The sequence below is a fragment of the Novosphingobium sp. genome (assembly GCF_031417815.1).
Lineage (GTDB): Bacteria > Pseudomonadota > Alphaproteobacteria > Sphingomonadales > Sphingomonadaceae > Novosphingobium.
In genome coordinates, this window is sequence record NZ_JANOWI010000015.1 from 114,965 (window position 1) to 128,356 (window position 13,392).

The window sequence follows — 13,392 nt, forward strand, 5'->3', positions numbered from 1 at the left end:
GTCGCGAGCGCCGCAGACTTTCGTTCCATTCGCGCCCTTGCGTTCAAATCAAAGGGTCGAAACTACAAGCGGCTGCGCCGCACGTGCCAGGCCTCTGCGTCGCTGTCTTCTTCTCGGCGTTCTGTGCGTGAACCCTCTTGTTCTTAAAACGCCAGTGCCATCACCCGCTTCACCCCGGGCAGCGCCTTGGCATGTTCGAGCACTTCGCGCTTCACCGGGCTATCGACGCTGAGCAGCAGCACCGCTTCCCCGCCAGCATCGCGGCGGCCAAGGTTGAAGGTGCCGATGTTGATCGCATTTTCGCCCAAGAGTGTGCCGATCCGGCCGATGAAACCCGGCGCATCCTCGTTGACGATATACATCATGTGCCCGGCCAGCTCGGCTTCAACCTTGATCCCGAACAGTTCGACCAGCCGCGGCTCGCTGTTGGAAAACAGCGTGCCGGCCACCGAACGTTCGCCCGCTTCGGTTTTCACCGAAACGCGGATCAGGGTGTGGTAATCACCCGCCTTCTCGGACCGGATCTCGCGCACTTCGATGCCGCGTTCCTTGGCCAGGAACGGCGCGTTGACCATGTTGACCGTGGCCGACTGGACCCGCAGGAACCCGGCCAGCACCGCGGCCACGATCGGCTTGATGTTAAGCTCGGCCGCGGCCCCTTCAGCGTGGATCGAGATCCGCGGGATCGCCCCGGTGGTCAGCTGCCCGACCAGGCCGCCGAGTTGCTCGGCCAAGGCCATGTACGGCTTCAGCTTGGGCGCTTCCTCGGCGCTCAGTGAGGGCATGTTGAGCGCGTTGGTCACCCCGCCATTGACCAGGTAATCGGCCATCTGTTCGGCCACCTGCAGCGCCACGTTGACCTGCGCTTCGTTGGTCGAGGCGCCAAGGTGCGGGGTGCAGATAAAGCCCGGCGTGCCGAACAGCGGGCTGTCCTTCGCCGGTTCGGTCTGGAACACGTCAAGCGCGGCCCCGGCGATGTGACCGCTGTCAAGCCCGGCTTTCAGTGCCGCTTCGTCGATCAAACCGCCCCGCGCGCAATTGACGATCCGCACGCCTTTCTTGGTCTTGGCAAGGTTTTCAGCCGAAAGGATGTTGCGGGTCTGGTCGGTCAGGGGCGTGTGCAGCGTGATGAAATCGGCACGCGCGAGCAGGTCATCCAGCTCGACCTTTTCGATCCCCAGTTCCACCGCGCGTTCGGGCGAAAGGAACGGATCGAACGCGACGACCTTCATCCTGAGGCCTAGTGCGCGGCTGGCGACGATCGAGCCGATATTGCCCGCGCCGATCAGCCCCAGCGTCTTGCCGGTGACTTCCACGCCCATGAAATCGTTCTTGGGCCATTTGCCGGCCTGCGTCTGGGCATTGGCCTCGGGAATCTGGCGCGCCAGCGCAAAGATCAGCGCAATCGCGTGTTCGGCGGTGGTGATCGAATTGCCGAACGGGGTGTTCATCACCACCACGCCCTGCGCCGAAGCGGCCGGGATATCGACGTTGTCCACCCCGATCCCGGCGCGGCCGACGACCTTGAGGTTTTTGGCGGCATCGAGCACCGCCTTGGTCACCTTGGTCGAGCTGCGGATCGCGAGGCCATCATAATCGCCGATCCGGGCGATCAGCTGTTCGGGGCTCTCGCCAGTGATGACATCGACCGTGCAGCCGCGCTCTTCGAAAATACGCGCGGCGTTGGGGTCCATCTTGTCGGAAATGAGTACGCGGGGTTTGGTCATGGTTCTCTCGTCATTCCCGCGAAGGCGGGAACCCAGTCCCACGATCGCGTATCAAATTGAGGGTTAAACTAGGTCCCCGCCTTCGCGGGGATGACGAATTCAGGCGGCTTTGGCGCTGTAGTAAGCCCAGTCGAGCCATGGCCCGAGCGCTTCGATATCGGCGGTTTCCACCGTCGCGCCGCACCAGATGCGCAGGCCCGGCGGGGCATCGCGGTAGCCAGCGATGTCATAGGCCGCGCCTTCCTTTTCCAGCGCGCCGGCCATTGCCTTGATCATCGCCTCGTCCGCGCCTTCGACCAGCAGGCAGACCGATGTCTTCGAACGCGAGGCCGGATCGGCGGCGAGGTGGCGCAGCCAGCTGCGTTCGCGCACGATGTTGTCGAGCGCGGCGGCATTGGCATCGCTGCGCGCCTGCAGGCCCCTCAGCCCGCCCAGCCCCCTGGCCCATTCGAGCGCGAAGATGGCGTCCTCGACCGCCAGCATCGAGGGGGTGTTGATCGTCTCACCCTTGAACACGCCTTCGCTCAGCGCACCCTTCGAAACGAGCCGGAACACTTTGGGCAGCGGCCAGGCTGGCGTGTAGCTTTCCAGCCGTTCGACCGCGCGCGGGCCAAGGATCAGCACGCCGTGGCCGCCCTCGCCGCCGAGCACTTTCTGCCACGAGAAGGTGGCGACATCGATCTTGTCCCACGGAATATCGTAAGCGAACACCGCGCTGGTCGCATCGGCAAAGGTCAGGCCCTGACGATCAGCCGGGATCCAGTCGCCGTTTGGCACCCGCACGCCGCTGGTGGTGCCGTTCCAGGTGAACAGCACATCATCGGCGAAGTTGATTTGGCTGAGATCAGGCAGCTGGCCGTAATCGGCGCGGATCACCGTGGGATCGAGTTTGAGCTGCCCCACCGCATCGGTCACCCAGCCCTCGCCAAAGCTTTCCCAGGTCAGCGTGGTCACGCCGCGCGCGCCCAGCATGGTCCACATCGCCATTTCGAAGGCGCCGGTATCGCTGCCGGGGACGATGCCGATGCGGTGCGTATCGGGCAGCTGCAGCACCTCGCGCATCAGATCGATGCACAATTGCAGGCGCGCCTTGCCGATCTTGGCGCGGTGCGAGCGGCCAAGCGATTCGGTGGCGAGTTTGCTGGGGGAATAGCCCGGCGGCTTGGCGCAGGGACCGGAAGAAAAGAACGGACGCGCGGGTTTGCGAGTCGGTTGAGTAAGTGTGCGCGAAGGCGCGCCCACGGGGGGCATTGGTACAGTCATTGTAGTCTCTCCTTACAGAGAGCTCGCGCGGCGTTGGGACCGCGTGGCCCGGAGCCGCACCTAGTGTTGCAGCGCAGCAAGTCAAGCCGAATGCATCACAGCTCGTCGCTTACCGGCGCGCAATCCGGGCGGCGTAGGGACTTGTTAACCAAAATGGCGGCATCCTTGCGGTCATGAAGACGGCTCCGCTCATACCGGTTTTGGCCATATTCGCGGCGGGCTGCCAGATGATCCCTGGCGGCGGCGCGGCGCAGCAACGAACGGTGGAAAAATCGGCCCAGCCGGTCGTCGTGCGCCCCGAAGCACGTGCCTGCATGGCCGATCTTGGCACCAAGCGCGCCGACTTCACCCCGGTCCGCGATCAGTATTACGGCGCTGGTTGTTCAACGCTTGGCACAGTCAAGCTGGTCAGCGTCAAGGGCGACAATGCGATGCTGGCGCTGGCCGGACTAGGCCCGGTCGCCTGTCCGCTGGCCGATAGCTTCGCCGGCTGGGCGCGCTATGGCGTCGACCGCGCGGCGCAGCAGATCCTTGGCAGCCGACTGGTCCGGATCGAGACGATGGGCAGCTACAATTGCCGCAATGTCGCCGGCTCAGCCCGTCGCAGCGCGCATGCCACCGCCAATGCGATCGATGTCTCGGGCTTTGTCCTGGCCGATGGCCGGCGGATCACCGTGGCCGGCAACTGGTCAGACAATTCACCCAAGGTGCGGCGTTTCTTCACCGCGATCCACACCAGCGCCTGCAAGCGTTTCGGCACCGTGCTGGGTCCGGCCTACAACGCCGCACACAAGGACCACCTGCATCTGGAGCTGTCGGGGCAGCAGGTTTGCCACTAGTCTGCGCAGGCGCTGACGAAGCCCTTGCACTGGCTGGCTTGAAAGCGCGTCATCAGTCCGCGAATTTGAGGCGTGTCATCCGACCAATCGCTTTCTGCGCACAAATATTCGCGGTGCGGTTTTAGATGGTCAGTCAAAGTCGCTTCCCAGGTCGGCGATGCGGCGAGCAACTGATCACCGGTATAAAGCAGGTATTCGACATAGTTTTCATAGGCCGCGCGCTGCGAGCCAGAGCGGATCGCGCAATAATCAGGATTGGCCAGTTCCGGCCGGGAAATCGAGAGATTTAGAAATTCGCGGTAAATGTCGCGCGCCGATTGCTCTTGCTGCAACCTGGCCGAAGCATCGATCTGCAACTTCACCCCGGCCAGCGCGAGCACCGCGACGACCATCGTCACCAGCCCAGCCAGCGCTTGCAGCGCCGTTGCGTGGCGTTCAAGAAACTTGAGCGGAGAACCTGCTGACTTGCTCATGCCTCGGCCTTTGGTTGCTGCTGGGTCGCACAGTGGATGCCGCCGCCATTTTCACCGATTGCATCTATCTCGATCATTTCCACCGCCCGCCCCGGGTAGAGATCCTGCAACAGCTCGCGGGCCCGCCCATCGGCCCGGCTATCCCCGAATTGGGCGGCAATCACTGCGCCGTTAGCGACGTAATAGTTCACATAGCTGGCGACGAAATCGGCGCTGGTCACGCGGGTATCAAGCGGTTCAGGCAACCGGATGATCTGCAATCGGTTGCCGTTCGCGTCGCATGCCGCTTGCAGAATGCGCAAGGTTTCATGGCCCGCAACCGACCAGGGATCGTCATGGTCGATCGCTTCACCCAGTTGGATCAACACTTTGCCTGGGCCGACAAACCGCGCCAGCGCATCGATGTGGTAATCGGTGATGTCCTTGCCCTTGATCCCCGGTGCCCAGATCATCTTGCGCCCGCCCAGGGCTGCAAGCAGCCGCCGCTCAATCTCGGCCAGCGGCAGCCGATTGCGGTTGGGATTGGCCCAGCTGCTGGCGTGGGCCAGCACGGTCCCGGCGCCGTCATGTTCAACCCCGCCCTGCTCGCCCACCAGCCCGCTCGCGATAACCGGCAAGCCAAGCCGCTGCGCCACTTTGCGGGCGATCAGCTTGTCGCGCGCGTGGGGCTGTTTGTTGCCCCAGCCGTTGAACTGAATCAGCGCGACCGCCAGTTTGCCATCCGCGCCGCGCACGAACGTCGGGCCGGAATCGCGGCACCACAAATCATCGGTCGAGATATCCCACAGCTCGACGGCCCCGCCCAGCATCAGCCGCGCGGCTGCGGCTTGATCACGCCCGACGAGCATCGCAACCGGCTCGTGGCGCGCAATCGTGGTTGCGATCCGGGCAACCGCTTGCTGGACCCGCACCAGCGCCGCCCGATCATAGACTGCAAGGCTGACCGGCCACTGCATCAGGCAACGTTCGTGCGGCTCGCTTTCAAGCGGCATTTCATAGCGCCTGGTGCCGTGCTGCATGATCGTCTTTCCAGCCAGCGCCGCGCCTGCCCCCAGCGTGATCGAACCACCCAGCAAACCGCGCCGGCTGATCCGCGTCACCCCGCTTTATCCTCGCCCTCGAAGAAACTGTAGTCCGGCAGCGCGTGGAAGGCGTTCTTCAGCGCCTCGCTCCAGCCGGCCGAAACGGCGCGGTAATAGGGATCGTCGGCGGCGATCCGGCGTTGGTGGGTGGGCACGAAAGTGCCCGTCTCGATCACCAGCAGATCGAGCGGCAGCCCGACCGAGAGGTTGGCTTTGATGGTCGAATCGAAGCTGACCATCAGCAGCTTGACCGCGTCTTCAAAGCTCATGTCGCGGTCATAGCCGCGGATGATGATCGGGCGACCATACTTGGTCTCGCCGATCTGGAAGAACGGGGTATCGAAGCTCGCCTCGATGAAATTGCCTTCGGGATAGATCATGAACAGCCGCGGCTGTCCGCCCTTGATCTGGCCGGCGACGATCATCGACGCGCGGAACGCGGCCGAAGCATCTTCGCCGTTCTGTTCGGAACTGGTCGCAATCGTATCGCGCAGGATCTTGCCGACGGCCGTGGCCACCTGGAACATCGTTTCGGCTTCGAGCAGCGAATTGTGCCGCTCGTTATGCGCCTTGGCGCGTTCCTCGATCTGGCTGATCACACCTTGCGTGGTGGCCAGGTTGCCGGCGGTCATGATCGAAATGATCCGTTCGTCGGGAACCGACCAGACGTGCATCTTGCGAAACACCGATATGTTGTCAACGCCCGAATTGGTGCGGGTGTCGCTCATCAACACCAGCCCCTTGTCGAGCAGCATTCCCACGCAATAGGTCAATGCAGCAGCCTCCCTCGCCCCAAAGCGGCCTACTGCTCGCAGCGCTGTTGTTCAACCGCCAGGGTCACCTTAAGCAAGCTTTCCCCAGCTCCGTAGCTTAACCCGGTGATCGGCGCCGCCTCACGGTAGTCGCGCCCGGTGGCGACGCGGACATAACGCTCGTCGGGGCTGATCCCGTTCGAGACATCGAAACCGACCCAGCCCAGTCCATCGAGGTGGGCCTCAGCCCAGGCATGGCCGGCTTCCTGTTCGATCCGGTCGTTCATCATCAGATAACCCGAGACATAGCGCGCCGGCACCCCCAGCGCGCGCGCCGCACCGATGAAAATGTGGGCGTGATCCTGGCATACCCCCATGCGCAGTTCGGCCGCTTCCTCGCCGGTGGTATCAACCCCGGTCTGCCCGGCGACATAGCTGACCTGGGCGATGATCTTTGCCGAAAGGTGGTGGAGCATTTCCAGCACCGTATCGCGCGGGTTGAAAAGCCCGGCCATGATGGCCCGCACCCGCGGCCCCGGCCTGGTCAGCGCCGATTGTTCGAGGAACGACCACAGCGGCATGTGTCCCGAATGCAGGCCGACCACCCCGGCGCTGTCCGCCGTGACCACACTGCCGCGGCATTCAACCACGATGCTGGTCGCCCCCGGTTCGACCGAGACCAGCGTGGTGCGGTTGCGGTTGTGATCGTCGTATTCCACCTCGCAGCGCGCGCCTTCGAGGTGCATCTGCCAATCGAGCACGGTCTGGCCCTGAGTACTTTTGGGGGTCAGCCGCAAGCGCTGCAACCCGTGCTTGACCGGGTTGGCGAATTCATAGCGGGTGGTGTGGCTGATCCGCAGTCTCATGCAACAAACCTGTAGGCGCGTTCGATCGCCTGGGCGACCTGACGGTTGCTGGCAATGAAGTCCTGGATGAATTCGTGCAGGCCCGCTTCGAATACCGCTTCGATCGTGGTCTGGTGGAAACGGGTGGTCAGGCTGCGCAGCACTTCATGCGCTTCGGTTTCGTGCCCGTATTCCAGCGCGAGGCCAGCCAGGTTTGACCGCAACTTGTCGACGCAGAAGTGCAAACTGCGCGGAAAGCGGCGATCAAGCAGGATGAATTCGGCGATCCCCTTTGGCTCCATTACGCCTGCGTTAAGCCAGCGATAGGCGCGCTCGCCAGATACCGCGCGCAGCACGCTCTCCCACTGCACATTATCGAGGCTCGAGCCGACCCAGGCGAGCGAGGGCAGCAGAACGTAGTACTTCACGTCGAGGATCCGCGCGGTGCTGTCGCCGCGTTCGATGAAGGTGCCCAGCCGGGTAAAATTGTAATTCTCGTTGCGCAGCATGGTGCCATCGAACGCGCCGCGCACTGCGGTGGCCTCGCGCCGGATCGCGGCCAGCGCGCTGCCCAGCGCCGGTTCGCGCACCGGCCGCGCAAGCAAGTCCTTCAGCACCATCCAGGCCTCGTTGATCGCCTCCCACACCTCGCGGGTCAGCGCGGTGCGCACGCCGCGGGCATTGGTGCGGGCCAACTCCATCTGGTTCAGCACCGAGCCGGGATTGGCCGGCGCGCGCAGCAGGAAATTCCATACCCGTTCGCCGGCATAGTCGGGGCCATAGGCGGCTTCGAACCCGCCGGTCTGGCCAAGCGTTGCAATCAGCGAGCGCCACTCCTCATGCGCGGTGGCGGCATCGCGGGTCAGTGCCATGCGGAAACCGGCCTCGATCAGCCGCGCGGTATTCTCCGCACGTTCGAGATAGCGGGCCATCCAGAAAGCCCCGTTAGCGGTCCGGCCTAGCATGATGCGGTTCCGGGCATCAGTCTTCCAGCACCCAGCTGTCCTTGGTCCCGCCGCCCTGCGACGAGTTGACCACCAGCGATCCCGCTTTCAGCGCCACCCGGGTCAGCCCGCCCGGCGTGATATCGATCCCGTTGGGCGATACCAGCACGAACGGGCGCAGATCAACGTGACGCGGCGCGAGTCCGGTCTTGGCGAAGATCGGCACGGTCGACAGCGCCAGCGTCGGCTGGGCGATATAGTTAGCCGGCTTGGCCCGCAGCTTGGCTGCGAAGGCGGTGATCTCTTTCTTCGAACTGGTCGGCCCGATCAGCATACCATAGCCGCCCGAGCCGTGGACTTCCTTGACCACCAGATCGGCCAGGTTGTCGAGCACGTGGGCCAGGCTGTCCTTTTCGCTGCAGCGCCAGGTCGGTACGTTGCTGAGCAGCGGCTTTTCGCCGGTGTAGAATTCGACGATTTCGGGCATGAACGAATAGATCGCCTTGTCATCGGCGATTCCGGTGCCGGGCGCATTGGCGATGGTGATCCCGCCGGCGCGGTAGATGTCCATGATGCCAGGTACGCCCAGCTTGGAACCGGGATTGAAGCTGAGCGGATCGAGATAATCGTCATCAACCCGCCGATAGAGCACGTCGATCGGCTGAAACCCGCGCGTGGTGCGCATCGCGACCCGGCCATCGACCACGCGCAGATCGCTGCCTTCGACCAGTTCGGCGCCCATCTGGTCGGCCAGGAAGGCATGTTCGAAATAGGCCGAATTGTAGATCCCCGGGGTCAGCACCGCCACCACCGGGCGTTCACCGGCGCAGGCCGGCGCGCAGGCTGCAAGGCTTTTGGCGAGACGGCGCGGATAGTCTGAAACCGGGCGGACATTCACCGTGGTGAACAATTCCGGGAACATCGCCATCATCGTTTCGCGGTTTTCGAGCATGTAGGATACGCCCGAAGGGGTGCGGGCATTGTCTTCCAGCACCATGAATTCGTCCGGCCCGGTGCGAACCAGATCGATCCCGACGATATGGGTATAAACCCCGCCCGGCACCTCCATCCCCACCATCTGCGGCAGAAAGGCGGCATTGCGCGCGATCAGCCGTTCGGGTACGCGCCCGGCGCGGACGATTTCCTGACGGTGGTAGATATCGTGCAAGAACGCGTTGAGCGCGGTGACCCGCTGCTCGATTCCTTTGGTCACCCGCCGCCATTCGCCCGCGGTGATGATCCGGGGCACCATGTCGAACGGGATCAGCCGTTCCTCGCCCGCGTTGTCACCATAGACGTTGAAAGTGATCCCGGTGCGGCGAAAGTTGTTTTCGGCTTCGAGGCCCTTGCGCCGCAGCGCAGCCTGATCCTGGCGGCCATGCCAGTCGCAGTAACCGGCATAGGCCGCACGGACGCCGCCTTCAGCATCGTACATCTCGTCATAGCACGCGGGCGCGTGATTCATGCAGCGGTGTTCCCTTCTCGGACATGACTGCCGCATGACGGGGAAGAGTCAAGCACTTGCTGCACCTGCGAAAAGAATGGCGGCCTAGCGGCTATAGACCCGCGCCGATTGCGCCAGCCGTTGCCGCGAAGTGTTGACCGGAACCGCGATCGCGGTGCCCGGATCATAGACCTTGCCGACCGCCTTGCTGCCCGGCGCGACCCACACTTCGACCCAGGTGTTGGTATAGCTGTTGGGCTTGTAGCGCACCCAGTAGCCATCGGGATGGAGGCTCCAGCGGGTGGCGGGGACATCGATCGATCCGGGCCCGCGCGGTGCGACCCCGCCGATCACCGCAACGCGTTCGATATCGGCATAGCTTGAACCCGGCGTGGCCAGCAGCCCGCGCATCCGGCTTTCCGCCTCGACGATCGTGCGCAGCGGCCCTGGCAACCCGCCGGTGATCGCAGACAGTTGCGGGCTGGTCAGCACACCCAGCGCTGAACGGTTGAGCCCGGCCAGCTGCTTGGTGGTGAGCAGGTTTGCCGCGACCGCTTTCAGCCGCGGATCGAGATCCTCGAACTTGGCGCGGGCCACAATCGCCCACAGCAGCAACTGGATATCGTGCTGGTCGATCTCGGGATGGACCACCGAATTGCGCAGAATGCTGGTTACCGCATCCTTGGCCGATCCCTTGACCGGGGCAAAAAGGTAGCCGTCACCGCCGCCCGGACCATAAGTTCCGGCGTGCAGGCAATAGCTTTGCGCCAGCATCATGTAATAACCCGGCGCCAGCACGAACCCGCCTTGCGGGCTGCGCGGCAGCGTGGTCATCTGCAGCGGCTTGCCCGGCAGGCTGGTGCCATCGCGCGCCGCATCGCCGAAAATCGCATCCTTGATATTGGTCGAAACCGGCTGCGGACCATTGATGATATCGGGCAGCCCCGGTGCCTTGATCGGGGCCGCGCTGATCACTTTGCCGATCCCGCCGAACTGCGCCTCAGCCCCGCTCGCAGCCAGAGTCGTCGCCGCCACCAGGGCCGCGAGCGGCAGGAATTTCCTGAAACGAATCATAATCTTGCGCTCCGGCAAATTGGGCGATTGCGGTGCTGATCCTGGCGCAAGCAAGAGGCAAAGTCTTGGCAATTTTCGCCAGCCGAATTCACCAGCGCAGCGACATGCAGGTCAGCCCGGCATCGATCATGGCGATGGCCCCGGTTTCCAGCGGCACGGGCTCTGCTCCGTGGCCCGCAATCAGATCGGCAATGCGGGGATAGCCGCTGCCCATCAAGACACGGTCGGCCAGCCGCAGGACGTTGGCCCCGCCCTCTTCGTCCGCAGGCACTTCGATCACGCAGTAGTCCGCGAACAGGCCGCTGCGGGCAATCGCCCCGGTTGCCAGCACTGTTTCGGCATCGATCAGCGAGCAGGCGGTCTTGAGGTGCAACACCCCCGGCGGCGGCGTGACAATCGTCGTCGCAAGACCGAAAAGTTCCAGAATCCGGGCCAATTCCTTGGCCCCAGCGCGGTCAGTCCGCGCCGAAAGGCCGATAAAGGCCCGGCCCGGCATGACCAGCACATCGCCGCCATCGGCGTGACCTTCAGCCAAGGTTTCGATCTGCTCGAAGTGTTCGGCCAGCGCGGGGGCCAGTTCGGCAACCTCGCCCGCGCGGCTTGGCACACCCGGATTGAGCAGCACCGCCATGCCTTCCCGAAAGACCAGCGCCGGATCCTCGACAAACAGGGCGTCGGGAAAGGTCGCAAGCGGATCGAGCACGGTCACCGCAATCCCCGCCGCTTCGAGCGCGGCGACATAGCCGGCGTGTTCGGACAGCAAGCCAGCGAAATCGGGGTCGGGGCCACGCCCGGCGCGCAGCCCTTTGACCGCGCTGGGGCCAGGTGTTCGGACCATTGCCCGTGTGAAATCAAATATCCGCGTCACGCTCGCTCGGCACCCCAATCAACGAAACGGGGCGAAGCCCTGTAAGGCCCCGCCCCGCTCTGGTCTGCAGTTGCGGTGCGTCAGGCGACGCCGGCAAAGCGGGCGATGAAGATCACCACCAGCGCACCGAGGATCGAATAGACGAACCCGGCGGGCTTGAGCTGGGTTCCCGGCTCCTTGTCGACCATGCTGCCGACAAATCCGGCCAGGAACGAACCGACGACACCCAGCACCGCGCTCAGGATCAGGCCCATCGGCACCGCACCGGGATAGATGAAGCGCGCCAGGATCCCGACCACCAGGCCAACCACGATCATGCTGACATATTTCATTGGAATTCCCCTCTTGTGCCCCGTTCCCATGACCCAATGCGGGACGGGCGCTGAACCAAGGCGACACCAGCTAGGGCGCTAAGTCAAGCAAAACCAAGCGGCTTTACGTGGCGCAATCATCGATCCGTTCGGCTTTGACGGTCTGTTCGATATGGATCGACTTGCCGCCCGGCATGGCCATGTCGGCAACGATCGCGGCCTGCGAACCGCTGACGGTAGTAGGTGCCCTTCGAACTTGCCCGCGTGGTCATGCCCGATACCGGGGAGCAGGTGAACGCCGCGCGCGCGATTCGCCAGCTTTTGCGGCGAAAACAGGCCCGCTTGGCCAGCCGCGTCTGGCAATGCCCGTTTTGGCATGTTCGGCGCGGCGTGGCCTTGCCGTAACGGCAGCAGCACTATCGGCCCCGCACTTGGGTTTTGCCTTGAAACGCACACTTGCAGCGCGGGCCAAGCTGGGCCAATCTGGCGCCAACAACACAAACGGAGAGCAGCCATGGACCTCGAATTCAGCGCCGAGGACCTCGCCTTTCGCGACGAGGTTCGCACTTTCATTGCCGAAAGTTATCCGGCGGCCTTGCGCGGCAAGCAGGACGAAGGCGAAGAGCTGGCCAAGGACGACTTCCTCGCCTGGCACAAGGTTCTGGCCAAAAAAGGCTGGATCGCCCCGGCCTGGCCGGTTGAATATGGCGGCACCGGCTGGACCTCGACCCAGCGTTACATCTGGTCTGAAGAAACCGCACGGGCCGATTGCATCCGCCTGCTGCCGTTCGGCCTGACCATGGTCGGCCCGGTGATCTACACTTTCGGCACGCCCGAACAAAAGGCCCACTTCCTGCCCCGGATCCTGTCGGGCGAAGATTGGTGGTGCCAGGGCTACAGCGAACCAGGCTCGGGCTCTGACCTTGCCTCGCTGCGCACCAAGGCCGAACTGGATGGCGATCACTATGTCGTCAACGGCCAGAAGACCTGGACCACGCTGGCCCAGCACGCCGATTGGGGCTTCTTCCTGGTCCGCACCGATAACGATGCCAAGATGCAGGAAGGCATTTCGTTCCTGCTGATCGACATGAGGAGCCCGGGCATCACCGTGCGTCCGATCATCACGCTGGGCGGCGAACACGAAGTCAACGAGGTGTTCCTCGACAATGTCCGCGTACCGGTCGCCAACCGCGTGTTCGAAGAGAACAAGGGTTGGACCTGCGCCAAGTTCCTGCTCGCGCATGAACGCGTCGGGATCGCCGGGGTGGCCAGTTCGAAGCGCTCGATCGAGCGGATCAAGGACATAGCCCGAACCGAAATGGACGGCGAACACACGCTGCTTTCCAACCCGTTCTTCAAGCGCAAGGTGGCCGAGCTAGAGATCGATCTCGCCGCGCTCGAATACACCGAACTGCGCACCATCGCCGGCATGGCGGCGGGCCGCGGGCCGGGGCCGGAAAGCTCGGTGCTCAAGATCAAGGGCTCCGAAATCCAGCAGCGGCTGACCGAACTGACGCTGGAAATGGCGGGCCACTATGGTGCCCCCTATTTCCGCGGCTTTGGCGAGGGCGACAACGAGCACCCGATCGGCCCGGCCTGGGCCAACCGCGCCGCGCCCAGCTATTACAACACCCGCAAGACCACGATTTACGGCGGATCCAACGAGATCCAGCGCAACGTGATCGCCAAGATGGTGCTGGGGCTGTAAGCTAATTCGGCGACACTAAGCTAATTCGGGGGCACAATACGAATTAGAGGCCGAGTTACAAT

13 protein-coding genes are annotated in these 13,392 nt (G+C 63.7%); 2 read left to right on the forward strand and 11 right to left on the reverse strand.

The features are described from left to right. Positions 1-143 precede the first annotated feature (143 nt). Both serA and RMN99_RS03605 read right to left on the reverse strand, forming a co-directional pair. Positions 144-1,727, reverse strand: coding sequence for a phosphoglycerate dehydrogenase (gene serA, locus RMN99_RS03600; protein WP_309621921.1), 1,584 nt, complete (start codon positions 1,725-1,727; stop codon positions 144-146). A gap of 99 nt (positions 1,728-1,826) precedes the next feature. After that, entirely contained in the window at positions 1,827-2,990 is a 1,164-nt protein-coding gene (locus RMN99_RS03605) for a phosphoserine transaminase (RefSeq protein WP_309621922.1), read from the reverse strand. A 200-nt stretch (positions 2,991-3,190) separates the two neighbouring features. Here RMN99_RS03605 and RMN99_RS03610 point away from each other — a divergent pair, with 200 nt between their 5' ends. Continuing rightward, positions 3,191-3,829, forward strand: coding sequence for an extensin family protein (locus RMN99_RS03610; RefSeq protein ID WP_309621923.1), 639 nt, complete (start codon positions 3,191-3,193; stop codon positions 3,827-3,829). Here the strand turns inward: RMN99_RS03610 and RMN99_RS03615 are convergent. From RMN99_RS03615 to RMN99_RS03655, 9 genes are all read right to left on the reverse strand, one after another. Beyond that, positions 3,826-4,302, reverse strand: a complete 477-nt coding sequence (locus RMN99_RS03615) for a hypothetical protein (protein ID WP_309621924.1) — start codon at positions 4,300-4,302, stop codon at positions 3,826-3,828. The genes RMN99_RS03610 and RMN99_RS03615 overlap by 4 nt on opposite strands. Further along, a complete protein-coding gene (locus RMN99_RS03620) occupies positions 4,299-5,402 on the reverse strand; it encodes an agmatine deiminase family protein (RefSeq protein WP_309621925.1) in 1,104 nt (367 codons plus the stop codon). The genes RMN99_RS03615 and RMN99_RS03620 overlap by 4 nt, the downstream gene beginning before the upstream one ends. Continuing rightward, positions 5,399-6,139 (reverse strand): peptidase, encoded by a 741-nt coding sequence (locus RMN99_RS03625; protein WP_309621926.1) that lies wholly within the window; start codon positions 6,137-6,139, stop codon positions 5,399-5,401. Before RMN99_RS03625 ends, RMN99_RS03620 begins: the two co-directional genes overlap by 4 nt. 47 nt (positions 6,140-6,186) lie before the next feature. Next, positions 6,187-7,002: a transglutaminase family protein gene (locus RMN99_RS03630; RefSeq protein ID WP_309621927.1), complete on the reverse strand. Its 816-nt coding sequence runs from the start codon at positions 7,000-7,002 to the stop codon at positions 6,187-6,189. Next, entirely contained in the window at positions 6,999-7,946 is a 948-nt protein-coding gene (locus RMN99_RS03635; RefSeq protein ID WP_309621928.1) for an alpha-E domain-containing protein, read from the reverse strand. The genes RMN99_RS03630 and RMN99_RS03635 overlap by 4 nt, the downstream gene beginning before the upstream one ends. Positions 7,947-7,962: 16 nt before the next feature. Then, a complete protein-coding gene (locus RMN99_RS03640) occupies positions 7,963-9,390 on the reverse strand; it encodes a circularly permuted type 2 ATP-grasp protein (RefSeq protein ID WP_309621929.1) in 1,428 nt (475 codons plus the stop codon). A gap of 84 nt (positions 9,391-9,474) precedes the next feature. After that, on the reverse strand, positions 9,475-10,443 hold the full coding sequence (locus tag RMN99_RS03645) for a hypothetical protein (RefSeq protein WP_309621930.1): 969 nt from the start codon (positions 10,441-10,443) through the stop codon (positions 9,475-9,477). Positions 10,444-10,531: 88 nt separating this feature from the next. Next, entirely contained in the window at positions 10,532-11,281 is a 750-nt protein-coding gene (locus RMN99_RS03650; RefSeq protein WP_309621931.1) for an arginine deiminase family protein, read from the reverse strand. A 110-nt stretch (positions 11,282-11,391) separates the two neighbouring features. Continuing rightward, positions 11,392-11,643 carry a GlsB/YeaQ/YmgE family stress response membrane protein gene (locus tag RMN99_RS03655; protein WP_309621932.1) on the reverse strand — a complete coding sequence of 84 codons (252 nt, stop codon included), beginning with the start codon at positions 11,641-11,643 and terminating at the stop codon, positions 11,392-11,394. A 493-nt stretch (positions 11,644-12,136) separates the two neighbouring features. Here RMN99_RS03655 and RMN99_RS03660 point away from each other — a divergent pair, with 493 nt between their 5' ends. Further along, a complete protein-coding gene (locus tag RMN99_RS03660; RefSeq protein WP_309621933.1) occupies positions 12,137-13,330 on the forward strand; it encodes an acyl-CoA dehydrogenase family protein in 1,194 nt (397 codons plus the stop codon). The last annotated feature ends 62 nt before the right edge of the window (positions 13,331-13,392 follow it).

Coding starts and splice junctions, on each gene's coding strand:
- RMN99_RS03660 (WP_309621933.1), top strand. CDS start 12,137: ATGGACCTCGAATTCAGCGCCGAGGACCTCGCCTTTCGCGACGAGGTT.
- RMN99_RS03630 (WP_309621927.1), bottom strand. CDS start 7,002: ATGAGACTGCGGATCAGCCACACCACCCGCTATGAATTCGCCAACCCG.
- RMN99_RS03645 (WP_309621930.1), bottom strand. CDS start 10,443: ATGATTCGTTTCAGGAAATTCCTGCCGCTCGCGGCCCTGGTGGCGGCG.
- serA (WP_309621921.1), bottom strand. CDS start 1,727: ATGACCAAACCCCGCGTACTCATTTCCGACAAGATGGACCCCAACGCC.
- RMN99_RS03650 (WP_309621931.1), bottom strand. CDS start 11,281: ATGGTCCGAACACCTGGCCCCAGCGCGGTCAAAGGGCTGCGCGCCGGG.
- RMN99_RS03635 (WP_309621928.1), bottom strand. CDS start 7,946: ATGCTAGGCCGGACCGCTAACGGGGCTTTCTGGATGGCCCGCTATCTC.
- RMN99_RS03655 (WP_309621932.1), bottom strand. CDS start 11,643: ATGAAATATGTCAGCATGATCGTGGTTGGCCTGGTGGTCGGGATCCTG.
- RMN99_RS03640 (WP_309621929.1), bottom strand. CDS start 9,390: ATGAATCACGCGCCCGCGTGCTATGACGAGATGTACGATGCTGAAGGC.
- RMN99_RS03625 (WP_309621926.1), bottom strand. CDS start 6,139: ATGCTGCTCGACAAGGGGCTGGTGTTGATGAGCGACACCCGCACCAAT.
- RMN99_RS03605 (WP_309621922.1), bottom strand. CDS start 2,990: ATGACTGTACCAATGCCCCCCGTGGGCGCGCCTTCGCGCACACTTACT.
- RMN99_RS03615 (WP_309621924.1), bottom strand. CDS start 4,302: ATGAGCAAGTCAGCAGGTTCTCCGCTCAAGTTTCTTGAACGCCACGCA.